This is a genomic window from Arthrobacter sp. BC5, from assembly GCF_056680255.1.
In genome coordinates, this window is the sequence record NZ_CM155273.1 from 2,566,201 (window position 1) to 2,584,041 (window position 17,841).

Genomic DNA, 17,841 nt, shown 5'->3' on the forward strand with positions numbered 1-17,841 from the left:
CGGCCGATGCGTCGGCAGTTGCGCACGGCGCAGGAGCAGCGCCGTGATGGTGTGCCCGGTCATCCCTCCACCACCCCCAGTTGATACCCTAGGGAGTTGAGTCTCTCTACTTCCTGATGAAAGAAGTCCACAGCACGTGTTCAATTCACTCTCCGACCGGCTGACTGCGACCTTCAAGAACCTCCGCGGCAAGGGCCGCCTCACCGAGGCGGACATCGACGCCACGGTCCGCGAGATCCGGCGCGCCCTGCTCGACGCCGACGTCGCCGTCCCCGTGGTCCGGGCCTTCACGGCCGCCATCAAGGAGCGGGCCCTCGGCCTCGAGGTGTCCCAGGCGCTGAACCCGGGCCAGCAGGTCGTCAAGATCGTCAACGAGGAACTCGTCGGGATCCTCGGCGGGGAGACCCGGCGCATCCGGCTCGCCAAGAACCCGCCGACCGTCATCATGCTGGCCGGCCTGCAGGGTGCGGGAAAGACGACGCTCGCCGGCAAGCTGTCCAAATGGCTGAAAGGCCAGGGCCACAGCCCGCTGCTCGTGGCCTGCGACCTCCAGCGGCCGAACGCCGTCCGGCAGCTCCAGGTCAACGGTGAGCGCGCAGGCGTTCCCGTGTACGCCCCCCACCCCGGCGTCAGCTCCGAGTTCGAGTCCGCCACCGGCGACCCGGTCGCCGTCGCTCGCCAGGGTGTCGCCGAGGCCCGCGCACGCCTTCACGACGTCGTCATCGTCGACACCGCAGGCCGCCTGGGCGTGGACGCCGAGCTCATGCAGCAGGCCGCGGACATCCGCGCCGCCATCTCCCCCGACGAGGTGCTGTTCGTCATCGACGCGATGATCGGCCAGGACGCCGTCAACACCGCGCTCGCCTTCAACGAGGGCGTCGACTTCACCGGCGTCGTCCTGACCAAGCTCGACGGCGACGCCCGCGGTGGTGCCGCCCTCTCGGTGGCCTCCGTCACCGGCAAGCCCGTCATGTTCGCCTCCACCGGCGAGGGCCTGGGCGACTTCGAGCTGTTCCACCCGGACCGGATGGCTTCGCGGATCCTCGACATGGGCGACATCCTCACCCTGATCGAGCAGGCGGAGCAGTCCTGGGACAAGGACGAGGCGGCCCGGATGGCGAAGAAGTTCGCCGACCAGGAGGACTTCACCCTCGACGACTTCCTCGCCCAGATGCAGCAGATCCGCAACATGGGCTCCATGAAGAAGATGCTCATGATGATGCCGGGCGCGGCCAATATGCGGGAGCAGCTGGAGAACTTCGACGAGCGCGAGATCGACCGCGTCGAGGCGATCGTCCGTTCGATGACCCCGCACGAACGGCTGGCGCCCAAGATCATCAACGGCTCCCGCCGCGCCAGGATCGCCCGCGGTTCGGGCGTGCACGTGTCCGAGGTCAACGGCCTGCTCGAGCGCTTCACGCAGGCGCAGAAGATGATGAAGAAGATGGCCTCCGGCGGGGGTATCCCGGGAATGCCTGGTATGGCGGGTCCGGGTGGTTTCGGAGGTCCGCGCAAGACCAAGGCCGCTGCTGCCAAGGGCAAGAAGAAGCCCCGCTCGGGTAACCCCGCGAAGGCCGCGCAGGAGCTGCAGGAGGCGGAGGCCCGGCGTGCGGCAGCCCGGACGGCAGCGCCGACCGGCGCCGCCTTCGGTGGCCAGCAGGACTTCGATCCAGCGGCGATGAACCTGCCCAAGGGCTTCGAGAAGTTCCTCGGGAAGTAGCGCGGGCGGTGGCTGACCCGCACCGGGTGCCGGAGCAGGCGCGGTGCTGAACCTCGAGCGCGTGGTCTTCGTCCATGGCAGCGGCGGCTTCGGTGCTGCGGCCTGGCCGAAGCAGCACGGGCTGTCGCTCGACTTCGACTGCCTCTACCTGCGGCGGCACGGCTTCGCCACGGACGCGGACCCCCAGCCGACCGATCATGGGCGCGACCAGGAGATCATCGCGGACGCCCTGGGGGACGGCGGCCATGTCGTCGCCCACTCCCAGGGCGCCGTCTCCGCCATGATGCTCGCCGTCGAGCGACCTGAGCTGGTCCGCACACTCACGCTGGTCGAGCCCGCATGCCTCTCGCTGACGGCGGACCTGCCGGCCACCAAGGCGCACATCGAGCTGATGGCGCCGCTGTTCGCCCAGCGTCATGCCCTGTCGGACGACGAGTTCCTCCGCTCGTTCGTGCGGCGCGTCTTCGCCGCGGACGCCCGGATGCCCACGACGGCGGATGCTCGTCGCGACGCCGCCAGGCTGCGCCTGCAGAGCCCGCCCTGGGAGGCACCCCTGTCGATCGTGCCCGGGGTCCCGACCCTCGTCCTGACGGGAGGCTGGGAGCCCCTGTACGAAGAGGTCGCCGAGTACCTGGCCGGCACCGGAGCCGTGCACCGGGTCGCGCCCGGCGGCCACCGCCCGCACGACACCCCGGAGGGTGACGCGCTGATCCGTGCCTTCCTCCGTGCGGCCGGCCGCCAGGAGGCCGCGTGACCGGTTGCCTTCGATCAGCGCCATGAACGGCACTCCGCCCGGTTTCCTGCACCTGACCGGCACCGTGCTGCTGTCGCCGTCGCGCTCCGTGTCCGACGTGTACGTACAGGACGGGCTCTTCACGTTCACGCGCCCGCCGGGGGCTCCGTCACGCATCCTGGAGGGCTGGGTCCTGCCCGGCCTCGTCGACGCGCACTGCCATGTCGGCCTCGACCGGCGCGGCCTCGTGCCGGACGATCTGGCGGAACAGCAGGCAATCCGGGACCGCGATGCGGGCACCCTGCTCATCCGCGATGCGGGCGTCGTCAACGACACACGCTGGGTGCAGCAGCGGAAGGACCTGCCGCAGCTGGTGCGGGCCGGCCGCCATGTGGCGCGGACCCGCCGCTACTTCCGCGATTACGCCGTCGAGGTGGAACCCGTGGAACTCGCCGCCGCCGTCGCCGAACAGGCACGGCGCGGGGACGGCTGGGTCAAGATCGTGGGGGACTGGATCGACCGCTCGATCGGGGACCTGGCGCCCGCCTTCCCTCCGGAGGCGTTGAAGGACGCCGTCGACGCCGCCCACGCGGAGGGCGCCCGAGTCACGGCGCACTGCTTCGCGGCCGAGGCGCTGGACGGCATGCTCGACGCCGGCATCGACTGCATCGAGCACGCCACCGGGATGCTTCCCCGGCACATCCCGCGGTTCGTCGAACAGGGCGTCGCGATCGTCCCGACACTGGTCAACATCGATACATTCCCCGCGATCGCCGACAGCGCCGCCGGCAGGTACCCGGACTATGCAGCGCACATGCGCCGTCTATGGGGCGGTCGGCAGGACATGGTGCTCCGCGCGCACGACGCCGGCATCCCCGTGTATGCCGGGACCGACGCCGGCAGCGTCATAGCCCACGGCCGGCTCCCCGACGAGGTCGCCGCGCTGGCCGCGGCAGGACTGGGTGCCACGGCGGCGCTCGACGCGGCCTGCTGGTCGGCCCGGACCTGGCTGGGATTCCCCGGCATCGAGGAAGGGGCGAGCGCCGACGCGGTGGTCTGCTCCCGCGATCCGCGCGAGGACGTCAGCGCCCTGGCGTCGCTGCGGTCCGTCGTCCTGCGCGGACACCTGATCGAGCGGCTTCCCACGGAATGAGTTGAAGCTTCAAGTAGTTGTCGTCTGTGCAACGTACTTTCCCCTTCGCCACAGTCCAAGGAGCCCGGATGCCCCCGCAGGATCTCTTGCCCGCCGACACCGCCATGGGCGCGCTGACGCTCAAGGTCGGTGACCTCGCCCTCATGTCCACCTACTACGCCACCGCTCTCGGGCTCGAGGTGCTCGAGGACGGCGCCGACGTCGTCGTGCTCGGGCGTCGGGGGAGCGCGGTCGTCCGGCTCGAGTCCGCGCGCCACCTGCACCTGCCGCAGCGCGGAGCGGCCGGCCTGTTCCACACCGCCCTCCTGTTCGCCGATCGTGCGGATCTGGCGGCCGTCGTCGCCTCCGCGGCGCAGCATCCCCTGACTTTCTTCGCGGGCAGCGCCGACCACCTCGTGAGCGAGGCGTTCTACTTCAGCGACCCGGAGGGCAACGGGATCGAGCTGTACTTCGACCGGCCCCGCGACACCTGGGACTGGGCCCGGGATGGGCTCGGCAACCGCACGGTGGTGATGGACAGCCTTCCGCTTCCGCCCCGGGAGTACATCGAGGAGCACCTCACCGAGGACGCGGCAGCGCACCCGGAGGCGAAGAGTGCGGAGGTCGGTCATGTCCATCTCCAGGTGGGCGACGTGGAGACCGCCCGTCGCTTCTACGTCGATGTGCTGGGATTCGAACGGACCGCGGGCTGGCACGACCAGGCGCTCTTCGTCTCGGCCGGGGGGTACCACCACCACATGGCCATGAACGTCTGGAACAGCAGGGGCGCCGGGCCCCGGAAGGACACCCTCGGTCTCGGTGAGGTCCTCATCCGCGTACCTGTGGCGGATGAGGTGGGGGCGCTGGCCGATCGCCTCGCGCACGCGGGGATCACGAGCCACCATACGGGGGCGGAGCTCCGCTTCGAGGACCCGTGGCGGAACCGGTTGCGGGTCGCCGTGGCCGACGCGCCCGGCGGAATCGCCTAATGAACGGCCGTCTGGCACAATGGATTCGTACTCGATCCGTACAGCCCCTCTCTCTGTGCGCGAATTGTGTCCTTTGAACCCCTCTGAATGGCCCGCCCCACGGGAGCAGGATGACGGGTTCGCCCCTTTTCATTTACAAGGAGTGACCACACAAGTGGCCGTAAAGATTCGCCTCAAGCGCATGGGCAAGATCCGCGCACCGTTCTACCGTGTCGTCGTCATGGATGCACGCTCCAAGCGTGATGGCCGTGCCCTCGAAGAGATCGGCAAGTACAACCCCACCGAGGAGCCCTCGTTCATCGAGATCAACTCCGAGCGTGCGCAGTACTGGCTCGGAGTCGGCGCCCAGCCGACCGAGCAGGTCTCCGTCCTGCTGAAGATCACCGGTGACTGGCAGAAGTTCAAGGGACTCAAGGGCCAGGAAGGCACCCTGAGGACCAAGGCAGCCAAGGAATCGTTCGTCGCACCCGAGAAGGGTTCCGTGATCGTCCCCGAGGCCATCACGCCGAAGGCGAAGAAGAACGACGACGCCGCTGCGGAAGCAACCGAGGCGGAGTAAGTTGCTCGCCGAAGCTCTGGAGCACCTCGTGCGCGGCATCGTCGACAATCCGGACGACGTCCGGGTGTCCGCGAAGAACAACCGCCGCGGTGAGACGCTCGAGGTCCGGGTCCACCAGGAGGACCTCGGCCGTGTGATCGGACGCCAGGGGCGGACAGCGCGTGCGCTGCGCACCGTGGTGGCAGCCCTCGCGGACGGTGAGCCCGTACGCGTCGACGTCGTGGACACCGACCGCCGCAGGGGCTGACGTTCCCGGAGCTTCAAGAACGCATCATGATCGGCCCCACCACCAGGACCTGGCGGTGGGGCCGATCGTCTATCGCCCGCACACCACCGGCGGCACAACCAGCAGGAGCACCACGATGGAAGTACTCGTAGCGCGGATCGGGAAGCCCCACGGCATTCGGGGCGAGGTGACCGTCCAGCTGTTCACCGACGCACCGGAGGACCGCTTCGAACCGGGTGGGACCTTCCGGGTCGAGGGCGCTTCCGTGTCCGAACTGACCGTTCTGAAGGCGCGGTGGAACAAGGACATCCTCATCGTCGGCTTCGAGCAGGTCCCCGACCGCAATCAGGCCGAGACGCTGCGCGGAGCGCAGCTCTTCATCGACGCCGACGACGCCGGCGACGACGATGACGACGCCTGGTACGAGCACGAACTCGTGGGACTCGACGCGCGCGTCGACGGCGTCTCCGTGGGCAGGGTGACGGGCTTGCGGACCATGACCGTCCAGGACCTCCTGGTCGTCGAGCTCGCGGACGGGCACGAGGCGTTCGTCCCGTTCGTCGGCGCGATCGTGCCCGACGTCGACCCGGCGGGCGGCTTCGTGACGATCGTCCCGCCGGCAGGACTCTTCGACCTAAACACCCCGGGCTCGAACCAGGCGCCCGACGACGGCGACGACATCGCATCCGGCCCCGGCAGCGACGCATCCGGCGGGGCTCGCGACTAGTGCGCATCGACGTCGTCTCGATCTTCCCCGAGTACCTCGCCGCACTCGATCTGTCCTTGATCGGCAAGGCCCGGCAGGACGGCGTCCTCGACATCCAGGTGCACGATCTCCGCACCTTCACCACCGACCGTCACCGGACGGTGGACGACACCCCCTACGGCGGCGGGGCCGGCATGGTCATGAAACCCGAGCCATGGGCGCAGGCACTCGAGGCAGTACTGTCGCAGGCGCCCGCTGCGGAACGGCGTCCCACGCTGATCGTGCCATCACCCGCGGGCGCCGTCTTCGATCAGGCGATGGCGTACGAGTTCGCCGAGCTGGAGCACCTGGTCTTCGCCTGCGGCCGGTACGAGGGGATCGACGAGCGCGCCATCGACTGGGCCCGTGGGGAATTCGACGTCCGGCTGGTCTCCCTCGGCGACTACGTGCTCAACGGCGGGGAAGTGGCCGTCCTCGCGATGGTCGAAGCCGTGGGCAGGCTCATCCCCGGTGTGGTCGGCAATCCGGCGTCCCTCGTCGAGGAGTCCCATTCCGACGGGCTGCTCGAGTACCCGGTGTACACCAAGCCGTCCTCCTGGCGGGGGAGGGGGATCCCCGAGGTGCTCCTGAGCGGCAACCACGCGAAGATCGCGCAGTGGCGGCGCCTCGAGCAGTTCCGGAGGACGGCCGAGCGCCGGCCCGACCTGCTCGCCGGTGTCGATGCGCCGGCCCTGGGGAAGGCGGACCTCAAGGCTCTGCGCGAGGCGGGATTCGAGGTCATCGACGGCAGGCTCACGCGGCCGCCGCATTAGCAGTTGGTGCCACCGCTGTGGAATAATCGTAGATTGTGTCCACTGGGCCGGGCCCTGCCGCAGGGGGCGTCCGGCCAACAGTTCCACACCGGCCTCCGAACCATCGGATCGGCCGGGAACCCTACTTCGGCGGTATTGCCGGGACTGTTCGTCCCGTCCTTGTCCGCTGCAACCCACGTGAGTGACCTGTGGCGCTCACCAGGAGCAAGAATATGCATATTCTCGATTCCGTTGACGCCGGATCCTTCCGCGACAACGTCCCGGACTTCCGCGCCGGTGACACCGTCAACGTCCACGTCAACATCATCGAAGGCAAGAACACCCGTGTTCAGATCTTCAAGGGCTTCGTCCTCGGTCGCCAGGGCGACGGCATCCGCGAGACCTTCACGGTCCGCAAGGTGAGCTTCGGTGTCGGCGTGGAGCGTACGTTCCCCGTGCACAGCCCGGTCCTCGACAAGATCGAGATCGTCTCCAAGGGCGATGTGCGCCGCGCCAAGCTGTACTACATGCGCGAACTGCGCGGCAAGGCAGCGAAGATCAAGGAAAAGCGCGACCCCAAGACGGTCAAGTAATTCCCTGAAGGTGCATCAAACCCCCGCTTCCCGGTCCTCGGCCGGAGAGCACACGAAACGCCGGTCCCGCTGTGCGGGCTGGCGTTTCGTGTTCTCCGCCGTCCTCGTCGCGGCCCTCATCATGGGGCTCGTGCGCGGCTTCCTCGTCGACGTGTACTTCATCCCGTCCGGTTCGATGGAGCCGCTGCTCACCGAAAACGACCGTGTGCTCGTCAGCAAGCTGGGGGAGACGGCCGGGGTGCAGCGCGGGGATGTGGTCGTCTTCGACGGACGTGGTTCCTTCGACCCGATCACGGACCCGCGCAGCCTTCCCCAGCGGCTGGTCGCCGGGACAGGTCAGTGGCTCGGACTCCAGGGCAGCGACACCGTCTACGTCAAGCGCGTCATCGGTGTGGGTGGTGACCACGTGGTGTGCTGCGCCGACGACGGGCGGCTCACGGTCAACGGGAACGAGATCGACGAGCCGTACGTCTACCCGGGGGACGTCCCGAGCGATCCCGCCTTCGACGTCGTCGTCCCCGAGGGGCGGGTATGGCTGCTCGGGGACCACCGGTCCGCCTCGATGGACTCCCGGTCCCTGCTCGGAGCGCCGGGCGGAGGGCTCGTCGCGTCGGACCGCATCATCGGGCGGGCCGTTCAGCTAGTCTGGCCACTCGACCGGTTCGCGCCGATCGAACGCCGGCTGGGCTGAGTCGAGTACGCAGCGGCACGGGTGCCGCACCAGCAAGACCGTATCCGGTGGGTGGCCGCCGGATATCACGACCACAGAGGACATCAGCACATGGCACGGAGCTTCCGCAGGAAGTCGCCCTCAGGGCCAGGAGCATCCCCCGCACAGCCAGGCGGCACCGACGTCGGCGACACCGGCGCGGACGCCGGGTTCACCGGACACAAGCGCGGCACGAAGGACGCCGACCGCGGGTTCGGAGCCTGGCTGAAGGAGATCGCGACGATCGTCGTGATCGCGCTCGTTCTGTCCTTCCTCATCAAGACCTTCCTGTTCAGGGCGTTCTTCATCCCGTCGGGCTCCATGGAGGAGACCCTCGAGATCGACGACCGCATCTTCGTGAACCAGCTCGTGCCGCAACCGTTCGACCTCCAGCGCGGGGACATCGTGGTCTTCCGGGACACCAAGGACTGGCTGCCGCCCCAGGCCGAGACGCGGGTCAGCTGGTTCAAGGAGGCGCTGATCTTCATCGGGCTCGCTCCCGACGAGTCGCAGCAGCACCTCGTGAAGCGCGTCATCGGGCTGCCCGGCGACCACGTCATCTGCTGCGACGCCGAGGGACGGATCACCGTCAACGGCGAGCCCCTCGACGAGCCCTACCTCTTCCCGGGAGCGAACCCGTCGGATCTCCCGTTCGACGTCGTCGTGCCCGAGGGCAGGATCTGGGTCATGGGGGACCACCGCAACGCCTCCGCGGACTCCCGCGCCAACACCGACAAGGCCGGTGAGGGCTTCGTGGACGTCGAGGACATCGAGGGGAAGGCGGCCGTCATCGCGTGGCCGCTCAACCGCATCGGTTTCCTCGGGAACCACCCGGATGTCTTCGACGGTGTCCCTGATCCGGAGACCGCGGCACGGCCCGCTCCTGCAGGATCATGACGGCACGCTCCGCGGCTCCCAACCTGAGCGTCGAGCGGTCCTTCGCCGTCGACGGACACCGCTACATCGCCGGCTGCGACGAGGTGGGGCGCGGAGCCCTGGCCGGGCCGGTGTCGGTCGGCATCGTCGTCGTCGACCTCGACGCGGCCACGAGCCTGCGCGGAGTACGCGACAGCAAGCTCCTCCTGCCCGCGGAGCGCGAGGCCCTCGTGCCGCGCATCCGGCGCTGGTCCGTCGCGTCCGCCGTCGGCCATGCCTCGGCGGCCGAGATCGACGCGCACGGTCTGATGGCGGCCCTGCGCGCCGCCGGCAGCCGGGCCTGGTCCGCGGTCCTCGGGACCGTGACGCCCGACGCGGTCATCCTGGACGGGAACCACGACTGGCTGTCGGCCCGGTCTCAGGGCGCGCTGTTCGGGACGGGCGGCGACGGGATGGTCCCCGTGGAACCGCAGGGCTGCACCGCGCCGGTGCGCACCAGGATCAAGGCGGACCTGAAATGCTCGAGCGTCGCGGCCGCGAGCGTGCTCGCGAAGGTCGAGCGTGATGCGCTGATGGTCTCCTTGGCCGCCGCCTACCCTGCCTTCGGGTGGGACGGGAACAAGGGGTACGCGACACAGGCGCATCGTGCGGCGATCGACGCCACGGGTGCCAGCGAGTATCACCGAAAGAGCTGGCGTCTGGGTAGCCTGGACAGGCCCGACATGCTGCGTGGAGAAAGTGGGGGATGATTGTCCGATGAGTGCCGAGGATCTTGAGAACTACGAAACCGACATGGAGCTCCAGCTCTACCGCGAGTACCGGGACGTCGTCGGGCTCTTCAGCTACGTCGTGGAGACCGAGCGCCGGTTCTACCTGGCCAACAACGTGGATCTGCAGGCCCGTTCCGCCGACGGCGAGGTCTACTTCGACCTGACTCTCCAGGATGCGTGGGTGTGGGATGTCTACCGGTCCGCCCGCTTCGTCAAGAACGTCCGCGTCATCACGTTCAAGGACGTCAATGTCGAGGAACTCTCGAAGTCCGACGACATCGCGCTGCCCAAGGACGGCACCCTGGGCAACTAGGGGCTGCGGGGTCGCTCCAGGGCAATCGTCGTCCCGCTGGGCCGACGCGAGCTACGCCGTCGGGCTGTCGTCCGTTCCTCCGTAGGGGTAGGCGTCATCGCCATCGAGCGGGACGTCGGCCGCCTGCTCGAGGCGATCTGCTTCCGACCCGCCCGTACCCTCCCCGGCGATGCCGCCGGCCCCTGGCGCGTCCGCGGGCGGCACGACCGTTCCCTGTTCCTGCAGGTCGGCTTCCGAACCGCCCGTACCTCCGGCGGTCCCGCTGCCTCCGGCATCGCCGGACAGTCCGGTGTTCCCCTGCTCCTGCAGGTCGGCGTCGGTGCCGCTGGGCAGGATGTCGCTTGTCTCTGACACTGTGTCCTCCGTGGCGATTCTCGGCGTGCTAGCCGGCGTCTCGTCGACGTCGCTATCGTCCACGCTACGAGCACGGGCCGAGCAACTTCCACTGAAATCTTTCGCCACGGCCTCAGCGGGCGTCTCCTCACGAAGCGGACCCGATACCGCACCCCGCACCCTCACCCCGGCCGGCGTTGTCCACATAGGCATCCTCACCCGCTCGCCCTCGCCTCCTGCCCTGCAGGCTTGGGGAAGGAGGTGAGGTCCATGTTGGCGAAGGATCACTTGGGTCGTCGCGGTGAAGCGACGGCCGCGGTCTACCTGGAACAGGCAGGGCTGAGGATCGTCGATCGTAACTGGCGGTGTCCGGCGGGGGAGATCGACCTCGTGGCGATCGAGGGATCCACCCTCGTGATCGTCGAGGTCAAGACGCGCAGTTCGGACGACTTCGGGCAGCCGCTGGAAGCCATCACCGCAACCAAGCTCTCGAGGCTGTACCTCCTGGCGTCGAAGTGGGCGCGGGCGCACAACATGCGCTTCAGCGGGTTCCGGATCGACGCCGTCGGCGTGCTCGACGACGGATCGGGTACGCCGCGTGTCGAGCACGTGCGGGCGGTGATCTGATGGCGCTCGGCCGGACCTACGCGGTGTCCCTCGTCGGGATGAACGGACACGTCATCGAGGTCGAGGCGGACATCGGGCAGACACTCCCGGCCTTCGTGCTCCTCGGCCTGCCCGACGCATCGCTCTCCGAGGCCAAGGACCGGATCAGAGCGGCCGCCCGGAATGCCGGCGTTCCGATCAGTCGCCGGAAGATCACGGTGAACCTCATCCCGGCGTCGCTGCCCAAGCGCGGTTCTGCCTTCGATCTCGCCATCGTCATGTCCGCGCTGGCGGCGGCGGGAGACGTGCGAGGCTGCGGATCAACGGTCTTCATCGCGGAGTTGGGGCTCGACGGTCAGCTCCGGCCCGTCCGAGGAGTGCTGCCCGCGGTGATGGCGGCGGTGGAGGCCGGGCACTGCCGGATCGTCGTCGCGGAGGAGAACGCGGCCGAAGCCGCGCTCGTACCGGCGGCCGACGTCCGGTCGTTCCGGACACTCGGCGAAGTAGCCCTTGCTTTCGGTGCGGACGGCGCGCAGGTGGTGCTCGCTGACCCCCCGGTGGGAACCGGGACCGTGCCACCGGACGCCCGCACCGGGCCGACGAGGGACCTGTCGGACATCGCGGGCCAGCAGGAGGCACGATTCGCTCTGGAGATCGCAGCTGCAGGAGCGCACCACCTGCTCATGGTGGGACCGCCCGGGGCAGGGAAGACCATGCTCGCAGAACGACTACCCGGCATCCTTCCCGATCTCGACGACGACCACGCGATGGAGGTCACCGCGATCCACAGTCTCAGCGGTGAACGGCCCTGTTCGGAGCTGGTCCGGAAGCCGCCGTTCGAGAGCCCGCACCACACGGCCACTCCGGCGGCCATCATCGGCGGCGGGAGCGGTGTCCCGAGGCCCGGTGCCGCCTCGCGGGCTCATCGCGGCATCCTGTTCCTCGACGAGGCGCCGGAGTACGAGCGCCGTGTCCTCGAGGCCCTGCGCGAGCCGCTGGAGAGCGGTCGGCTCGTCCTGCACCGGGCATCGGGTACGGCGTCCTATCCGGCCAGGTTCCAGCTGGTCCTCGCGCTGAATCCCTGCCCCTGTGGACTCGCCAGTGGCAAGGGCATGGACTGCGTCTGCACCGCGCAGCAACGCCGGCGGTACTTCAATCGCCTGTCAGGGCCCCTGCTCGACCGGGTCGACCTGCAACTGGCGGTTCAGAGGGTGAGCCTCGCGGATTACGTCGACGGGCGGTCCTCCGAGACGTCAGCAGTCGTAGCAGCCCGGGTCGCAACGGCCCGCGCCGCTCAACGGGCGAGGCTGCGGCCCTGGAACTGCGCCACCAACTCCGAGGTCCAAGGGCGGGTCCTCCGCGGCGAACTCGCCCTGCCGAGGGCCGTCACAGCGTCACTGGACAGAGCCCTGGAGAGGAACCTCGTGAGCGCACGCGGCTGGGATCGGGTCCTCCGGGTCGCCTGGACCATCGCGGATCTTGCGGGGCGTCCACGGCCTGATACCGACGACGTCGTCACGGCGCTCGGGTTCCGCCTCCAGGAGCGTGCCGCATGAACGTGGTGCCGATGAACGCCACCGTGGCACGAGCCGCCCTGTCACGGCTCTTCGAACCGTCGGACATCGTGGGTCTGGGGCTGGTGTCCCTCGTCGGTCCCGTCGATAGCCTGCGCATCGTGCGCCGCGACATCGATGCGGGCGGTGAGATGCGGCAGCGACTGCGGGAGCTGCTGGGCATGACAGACGCGCGCCGCGATCCCCTTGACGAAGGGCTGGCCCGCTGGGCTCCCCGCCTCCGGGACCTCGCCCCGGAACGCGACCTCACGACCCTGGCTCGGTTGGGCGGGCGGCTCCTCATTCCTGAGTGCGAGGAGTGGCCGGAAGCGATGGACGACCTGCAGGGTGCGGCTCCGCTGTGCCTCTGGGTCCGGGGGTCCCACGAGGTCCCGCGGGTCGGCCGGATGGTGTCGATCGTCGGTTCACGTGACAGTACGAGCTACGGGTCGTCGGTCACGGCTGACCTCGCATCCGGTCTTTGCGCCCGTGGCTTCTCCGTGGTGTCGGGAGGTGCCTACGGTATCGATGCGCAAGCTCACAGGGCTGCTCTCGCCACCGCGCCGGGAGACCAATCGCCATCCACCATCGCGGTGTTGGCAGGTGGCGTGGACCGGTACTACCCGGCGGGCAACGAGGAACTGCTCCGGACCATCGTGGACAGAGGACTCCTGATCTCGGAGGTACCGCCCGGGAGTTCACCGACGAGGTGGAGGTTCCTGCAGCGGAACCGACTGATCGCGGCACTGAGCACGGTCACGGTCGTCGTCGAGGCGCGCTGGCGCTCAGGCGCACTCAACACCGCGCACCATGCCGCCGGCCTCGGCCGCCCCGTCGGTGCAGTCCCCGGATCCGTCTACTCCGCGAACTCGGCCGGTTGCCATCGCCTCCTCCGGGACGGCACCGCCGTCTGTGTGGCGGATGCGGCGGACGTGGCAGAGCTCGCCGGGCCACTGGGCACCGAGCCGGCGGGGGACCAGGCCCGGGAGGCAGACGTCCGCTCGCGGGACCAGGACGGCCTGACGATTCCGGACCTCCTGTTGTTCGACGCACTTCCCGTGCGGGCCCCGACGACGGTGGACAAGCTGTCGGTCGTTGCTGGACTCGCCACACGGGATGTCATCACCGGACTGACACGCCTCGAACTCGCCGGCCTCGCCATGAGGACCGGTGAGGGATGGCGTCGAGGGAGGAGCTGACGACGGCACACGGTCCGGCGGTGGACGGCCACTCATCGGACGTGCGGGCCGTCGCATCCCCCGTATGCCGCTCGGGACCGGCCCGAGCGAAGATTCCCACCGTAACGGGAACCAGAACCGGAGACGGAGCCGGAACCAGGACCAGGCCTGCACCGAACGGTCGGGCGCTTTCTGGCCCAGGACGCTCCTCGCCGGCCCCAGCCCGCCCGTGCCCCATCCCGTCACCAGGAGGACGACAATGATCATCAACCGCGGGCCCGCGACAGGGGACGGGCGATGGCACATCGAGGTTCCATCGCCCATCGGCCCGCTACGGCTCGTGGCCAGCGCAACCGGCGTCGTGGGCCTGTACCACGAGGAGCATGATCCTGCTCCGACGGAAGCCCGGCTGGGCCGGCGGATGACCCGTCTGGGCCTCGACACACGCAGGTGCGCTGAAGGACCGGATGCGGAGCCCGGCGAAGGCCCGGGAGCGGAGCCGGGTGAAGGAGCGGGAACAAATGCTCCCGCAGGATCGCCGGCCCCGGCCGGCACGGTGCTCGAGCAGGCAGGCACGGAACTCGGCGAGTACTTCGCGGGAACGCGGCAGGTCTTCGAGGTCGCCCTCGATGTCCGGGGTACGCCCTTCCAGCTGGGCGTCTGGGCCGCCCTGAGCTCGATACCGTACGGAGAGCGCCGCAGCTACCGCGACATCGCGGGGCGGCTCGGCAACCCGAGGATGGGGCGGGCGATCGGAGCAGCAGTGAGGAGCAATCCCGTCTCGATCATCGTTCCCGGACACCGCGTCGTGAGCAGCGACGGCGCCGTCGTCGGCTACGCTGCGGGGACCGGGACGAAGACATGGCTCCTCGATCTGGAACTGAGCCACCGATCCCGGCAGTGATTCCCCGATGCGGTATCAGCACGTTGCTGCCGGATCGCAGGCCGCGCGGCGTACATCACGGCCGCGGACGGGGCGTGGATACTGGTACCGGAGGGAACATGACGGACGCAGAGGCACCCCTGGGCAGCGCATTCGGTGAGGCCGTGCGGAGGTTCGAGGATTACCTGACACGGGAGCGCAATCGTTCCGCGCACACGGTCCGGGCGTACCGGAAGGACCTGGAGCTCTTCCTCGTCCACGCTGCCCGGTCGGGGGTCTCCGCGCTGGCAGAGCTGGAACTGCGCCATTTCCGGGCCTGGCTCGGGGCGCTCGACGAGGCAGGCCTCTCGCGCTCCACGATCGCCCGGCGGGCCGCGTGCGTCCGGTCCTTCATGGACTGGGCCGTCCGGGAGGAGCTGATACCTGTGAACCCGGCACTGCGGCTGCGGGCGCCGAAGCGGAACAGCGCCCTGCCTGCGGTGCTCAGCCAGTCCCAGGCGGGTGCACTGCTCGACGGATTGGATGAGGGTACGCGCCAGGGGGATCCGCATGAGCTCCAGCGGCGAGCGATGCTCGAACTGCTCTACGCCACCGGGGTCCGCGTCGGCGAACTCGTCGGTCTCGACATCGACGACGTCGATACCGACCGCCGCACCCTCGTCGTGCTGGGTAAGGGCTCCAAGGAGCGCACGGTGCCGTACGGGGTGCCGGCGGCGCACGCGCTGGACGACTGGCTCCGGCGCGGGAGACCGCAGTGGGCGTCGGACAGGAGCGGGCCCGCACTGTTCCTCGGGCGTCGCGGTGGACGCATCGACCAACGGGCGGTGCGCACCCAGGTCAAGGGAGCGCTCGACGCGCTCGGAGACTCCGCCGCACGCGGTCCGCACGCACTGAGGCACACCGCTGCCACCCACCTGCTCGACGGCGGTGCGGATCTGCGCGCCGTCCAGGAACTTCTCGGACATTCCAGTCTTGCGACCACGCAGCTCTACACCCATGTATCGGTGGACCGGCTCCGGCGGAGCTACGAGCAGGCTCATCCGAGGGCGTGAGCGCCCGGGAGCGCCCGGGAGCGCCCGGGCGGTCCGGCCTGCGCAGACTCGGATGGCAGCCCAGTAGTTACAGTGGCGGAATTCACGCCTTTCGTGCACAATGAGCAGTAGTTAAATCGAACCTGCATGATATGCGGGCGGGTCTCGCAAGGCTCTGGCACATCCGTTGCAGTTTCATCAGCCATTGAAGGTCGTTGGGGAAGACGTACCTACAGCTATGGAGGATGGAATGTCTGTTGTGATGGCGCGCGGTGTTTTGTACGTGCACTCTGCCCCTACTGCTCTGTGCCCTCATGTCGAATGGGCCATCGGCTCGGTGCTGGACAAACGCACCGACATGGAGTGGACAGCTCAGCCTGCTGCGCCCGGAATGCTCCGCGCAGAGCTGTCCTGGGTCGGCCCGCAGGGGTCCGGGGCGCAACTCGCCTCCGCCCTCCGCGGCTGGGCCCACCTCCGCTACGAGGTCACCGAGGAACAGAGCGCGGGGGCTGACGGTGGCCGGTGGTCGCACACTCCCGAACTCGGGATCTTCCATGCCACCACGGACGTCCACGGCAACATCATGGTGACCGAGGACCGCATCCGCTATGCGTACGAAGCGGGAGCGGGCGATCCTGCAGCCGTGTACCACGAGCTTTCCCTCGCACTCGGGGAATCCTGGGACGAGGAACTCGAGCCCTTCCGCCACGCAGCCGAAGGCGCGCCCGTCCGTTGGCTGCACCAGGTGGGCTGAGGGGCCCCGACAGCCGCCGCACAGGGCCTGCCATAGCCGGCCCGGTGAACCTGCACGACCTGGCTGTACACAGCAGGCATGCGAAAGGCGCCACCGTCCGGTGGCGCCTTTCGCATGCCATGTCCTTGCGGGTCAGACGCTGCGCAGCACGATGACGGCGTTGTGGCCGCCGAATCCGAACGAGTTGCTCAGGGCGACGATGTCCCCCGAGGGCAGGTCGCGGGGACCGGTGACGACGTCCAGGGGGATCTCGGGATCCTGGTCGTCCAGGTTGATCGTGACCGGCGCCTTGCGATCGTGGATGGCGAGCACTGTCATGACCGCCTCGACGGCGCCGGACGCCCCGAGGAGGTGGCCGGTCTGCGATTTGGTCGCGGACACCGCCACCTGATCCGTGTGGCTTCCGAGGGCCGCCTTCAGAGCGGTGTACTCGGGCTTGTCGCCGACCGGGGTGGAGGTGGCATGGGCATTGACGTGCACCACGTCCTCGGCCTGGGCGCGCGCGTCGAAGAGGGCGGCCTTGAGGGCGCGTGTCGCTCCGAGTCCCTGGGGGTCAGGAGCCGTGATGTGGTAGGCGTCCGCCGTGACGGAGGTGCCGGCCAGTTCAGCGTAGATCCTGGCACCGCGGGCGAGTGCATGCTCCTCCGCCTCGATGACGAGGGCCCCGGCACCCTCACCCATCACGAAACCGTCCCGGCCGCTGTCGTAGGGGCGCGAGGCGAGCTCCGGTTCGTCGTTCCGCCGCGACAGTGCCTGCATGGAGGCGAAAGCGGCGATGGGCATGGGGTGGATCGCGGCTTCGGCACCGCCGCACACCACGACGTCCGCCTTCCCGGACCGGATGAGTTCGAGGCCCTGGTGGAGGGCTTCGGTCCCCGAGGCGCAGGCGGACACGGGAGTGTGGGCTCCAGCGCGGGCGCCGAGGTCCAGGCTCACGGCCGCGGCCGGCCCGTTGGGCATGAGCATCGGCACCGTCATGGGGAGGACGCGTCGGGGGCCCTTCTCGCGCAGCGTGTCCCAGGCGTCGAGCAGGGTCCAGACGCCACCGATGCCCGTGGCGAAGGCCACCGCGAGGCGATCCTTGTCGACCTCCTCGATGCCGGAGTCACGCCAGGCCTCGCGGGCGGCGACGACGGCGAACTGCGTCGACGGGTCCATGCGCTTGGCCTCGACCCGGGACAGCACCTCCGACGCCGGCGTCGCGATCTGGGCGGCGAACGTCACCGGCAGTTCGAACTTCTGGACCCAGTCGGCCTCGATGGTCCGCGCGCCCGAGACTCCCTTGAGGGAGTTGGCCCACATGGTGGGGACATCCCCGCCGATGGGGGTGGTTGCACCGAGTCCGGTGATGACGACTTTGCGTGGCATGGTCACTCTTTCGAAGCT

The 17,841-nt window shown here is 69.1% G+C and carries 21 protein-coding genes; 19 read left to right on the top strand and 2 right to left on the bottom strand.

Annotated elements, in window-relative coordinates:
• Positions 1-136: 136 nt before the first annotated feature.
• The 13 genes from ffh to AC1MFI_RS11960 all read left to right on the top strand — a co-directional run bounded on the left by ffh (position 137) and on the right by AC1MFI_RS11960 (position 10,117).
• The gene (gene ffh / locus AC1MFI_RS11900) at positions 137-1,720 is read left to right on the top strand and encodes a signal recognition particle protein (protein WP_479817096.1); all 1,584 of its coding nucleotides are present in this window, start codon (positions 137-139) and stop codon (positions 1,718-1,720) included.
• Positions 1,721-1,766: 46 nt separating this feature from the next.
• Complete coding sequence (locus AC1MFI_RS11905; protein WP_479820866.1) at positions 1,767-2,474, top strand: alpha/beta fold hydrolase; 708 nt, start codon at positions 1,767-1,769, stop codon at positions 2,472-2,474.
• A gap of 22 nt (positions 2,475-2,496) precedes the next feature.
• On the top strand, positions 2,497-3,606 hold the full coding sequence (locus AC1MFI_RS11910) for an amidohydrolase family protein (protein WP_479820867.1): 1,110 nt from the start codon (positions 2,497-2,499) through the stop codon (positions 3,604-3,606).
• Between the two features lie 68 nt (positions 3,607-3,674).
• Positions 3,675-4,574: a VOC family protein gene (locus tag AC1MFI_RS11915; RefSeq protein ID WP_479817097.1), complete on the top strand. Its 900-nt coding sequence runs from the start codon at positions 3,675-3,677 to the stop codon at positions 4,572-4,574.
• A 154-nt stretch (positions 4,575-4,728) separates the two neighbouring features.
• Positions 4,729-5,133 carry a 30S ribosomal protein S16 gene (rpsP, locus tag AC1MFI_RS11920; protein WP_104118496.1) on the top strand — a complete coding sequence of 135 codons (405 nt, stop codon included), beginning with the start codon at positions 4,729-4,731 and terminating at the stop codon, positions 5,131-5,133.
• Position 5,134: 1 nt separating this feature from the next.
• Positions 5,135-5,380, top strand: a complete 246-nt coding sequence (locus tag AC1MFI_RS11925; RefSeq protein ID WP_104118497.1) for an RNA-binding protein — start codon at positions 5,135-5,137, stop codon at positions 5,378-5,380.
• 115 nt (positions 5,381-5,495) lie between these two features.
• Entirely contained in the window at positions 5,496-6,086 is a 591-nt protein-coding gene (rimM, locus tag AC1MFI_RS11930) for a ribosome maturation factor RimM (protein WP_479817099.1), read from the top strand.
• Positions 6,086-6,877, top strand: coding sequence for a tRNA (guanosine(37)-N1)-methyltransferase TrmD (gene trmD, locus AC1MFI_RS11935; RefSeq protein WP_479817101.1), 792 nt, complete (start codon positions 6,086-6,088; stop codon positions 6,875-6,877). Before rimM ends, trmD begins: the two co-directional genes overlap by 1 nt.
• A 212-nt stretch (positions 6,878-7,089) precedes the next feature.
• Entirely contained in the window at positions 7,090-7,449 is a 360-nt protein-coding gene (gene rplS, locus AC1MFI_RS11940; protein WP_479817103.1) for a 50S ribosomal protein L19, read from the top strand.
• Between the two features lie 10 nt (positions 7,450-7,459).
• Complete coding sequence (gene lepB, locus AC1MFI_RS11945) at positions 7,460-8,140, top strand: signal peptidase I (protein WP_479817104.1); 681 nt, start codon at positions 7,460-7,462, stop codon at positions 8,138-8,140.
• Between the two features lie 90 nt (positions 8,141-8,230).
• The gene (gene lepB, locus AC1MFI_RS11950) at positions 8,231-9,055 is read left to right on the top strand and encodes a signal peptidase I (RefSeq protein WP_479817106.1); all 825 of its coding nucleotides are present in this window, start codon (positions 8,231-8,233) and stop codon (positions 9,053-9,055) included.
• Positions 9,052-9,783: a ribonuclease HII gene (locus AC1MFI_RS11955; protein WP_479817108.1), complete on the top strand. Its 732-nt coding sequence runs from the start codon at positions 9,052-9,054 to the stop codon at positions 9,781-9,783. The genes lepB (AC1MFI_RS11950) and AC1MFI_RS11955 overlap by 4 nt, the downstream gene beginning before the upstream one ends.
• A gap of 7 nt (positions 9,784-9,790) precedes the next feature.
• Positions 9,791-10,117, top strand: coding sequence for a DUF2469 domain-containing protein (locus AC1MFI_RS11960; RefSeq protein ID WP_104050546.1), 327 nt, complete (start codon positions 9,791-9,793; stop codon positions 10,115-10,117).
• A 51-nt stretch (positions 10,118-10,168) separates the two neighbouring features.
• Here the strand turns inward: AC1MFI_RS11960 and AC1MFI_RS11965 are convergent, their stop codons facing one another.
• Positions 10,169-10,471, bottom strand: coding sequence for a hypothetical protein (locus tag AC1MFI_RS11965; RefSeq protein ID WP_479817111.1), 303 nt, complete (start codon positions 10,469-10,471; stop codon positions 10,169-10,171).
• A gap of 249 nt (positions 10,472-10,720) precedes the next feature.
• Between AC1MFI_RS11965 and AC1MFI_RS11970 the strand changes: the two genes are divergently transcribed.
• From AC1MFI_RS11970 to AC1MFI_RS11995, 6 genes are all read left to right on the top strand, one after another.
• Positions 10,721-11,077 (top strand): YraN family protein, encoded by a 357-nt coding sequence (locus AC1MFI_RS11970; RefSeq protein ID WP_479817113.1) that lies wholly within the window; start codon positions 10,721-10,723, stop codon positions 11,075-11,077.
• Positions 11,077-12,612 carry a YifB family Mg chelatase-like AAA ATPase gene (locus AC1MFI_RS11975; RefSeq protein ID WP_479817115.1) on the top strand — a complete coding sequence of 512 codons (1,536 nt, stop codon included), beginning with the start codon at positions 11,077-11,079 and terminating at the stop codon, positions 12,610-12,612. The genes AC1MFI_RS11970 and AC1MFI_RS11975 overlap by 1 nt, the downstream gene beginning before the upstream one ends.
• A complete protein-coding gene (dprA, locus tag AC1MFI_RS11980; protein ID WP_479817117.1) occupies positions 12,609-13,808 on the top strand; it encodes a DNA-processing protein DprA in 1,200 nt (399 codons plus the stop codon). The genes AC1MFI_RS11975 and dprA overlap by 4 nt, the downstream gene beginning before the upstream one ends.
• Positions 13,809-14,046: 238 nt before the next feature.
• Positions 14,047-14,691 (top strand): methylated-DNA--[protein]-cysteine S-methyltransferase, encoded by a 645-nt coding sequence (locus tag AC1MFI_RS11985; protein ID WP_479817119.1) that lies wholly within the window; start codon positions 14,047-14,049, stop codon positions 14,689-14,691.
• Positions 14,692-14,789: 98 nt separating this feature from the next.
• Complete coding sequence (locus tag AC1MFI_RS11990; RefSeq protein ID WP_479817120.1) at positions 14,790-15,722, top strand: tyrosine recombinase XerC; 933 nt, start codon at positions 14,790-14,792, stop codon at positions 15,720-15,722.
• A gap of 229 nt (positions 15,723-15,951) precedes the next feature.
• The gene (locus AC1MFI_RS11995; RefSeq protein ID WP_479817121.1) at positions 15,952-16,455 is read left to right on the top strand and encodes a DUF3145 domain-containing protein; all 504 of its coding nucleotides are present in this window, start codon (positions 15,952-15,954) and stop codon (positions 16,453-16,455) included.
• A 132-nt stretch (positions 16,456-16,587) separates the two neighbouring features.
• Here AC1MFI_RS11995 and fabF read toward each other — a convergent pair whose 3' ends face one another.
• Complete coding sequence (gene fabF / locus AC1MFI_RS12000; RefSeq protein ID WP_479817123.1) at positions 16,588-17,823, bottom strand: beta-ketoacyl-ACP synthase II; 1,236 nt, start codon at positions 17,821-17,823, stop codon at positions 16,588-16,590.
• Between the last annotated feature and the right edge of the window lie 18 nt (positions 17,824-17,841).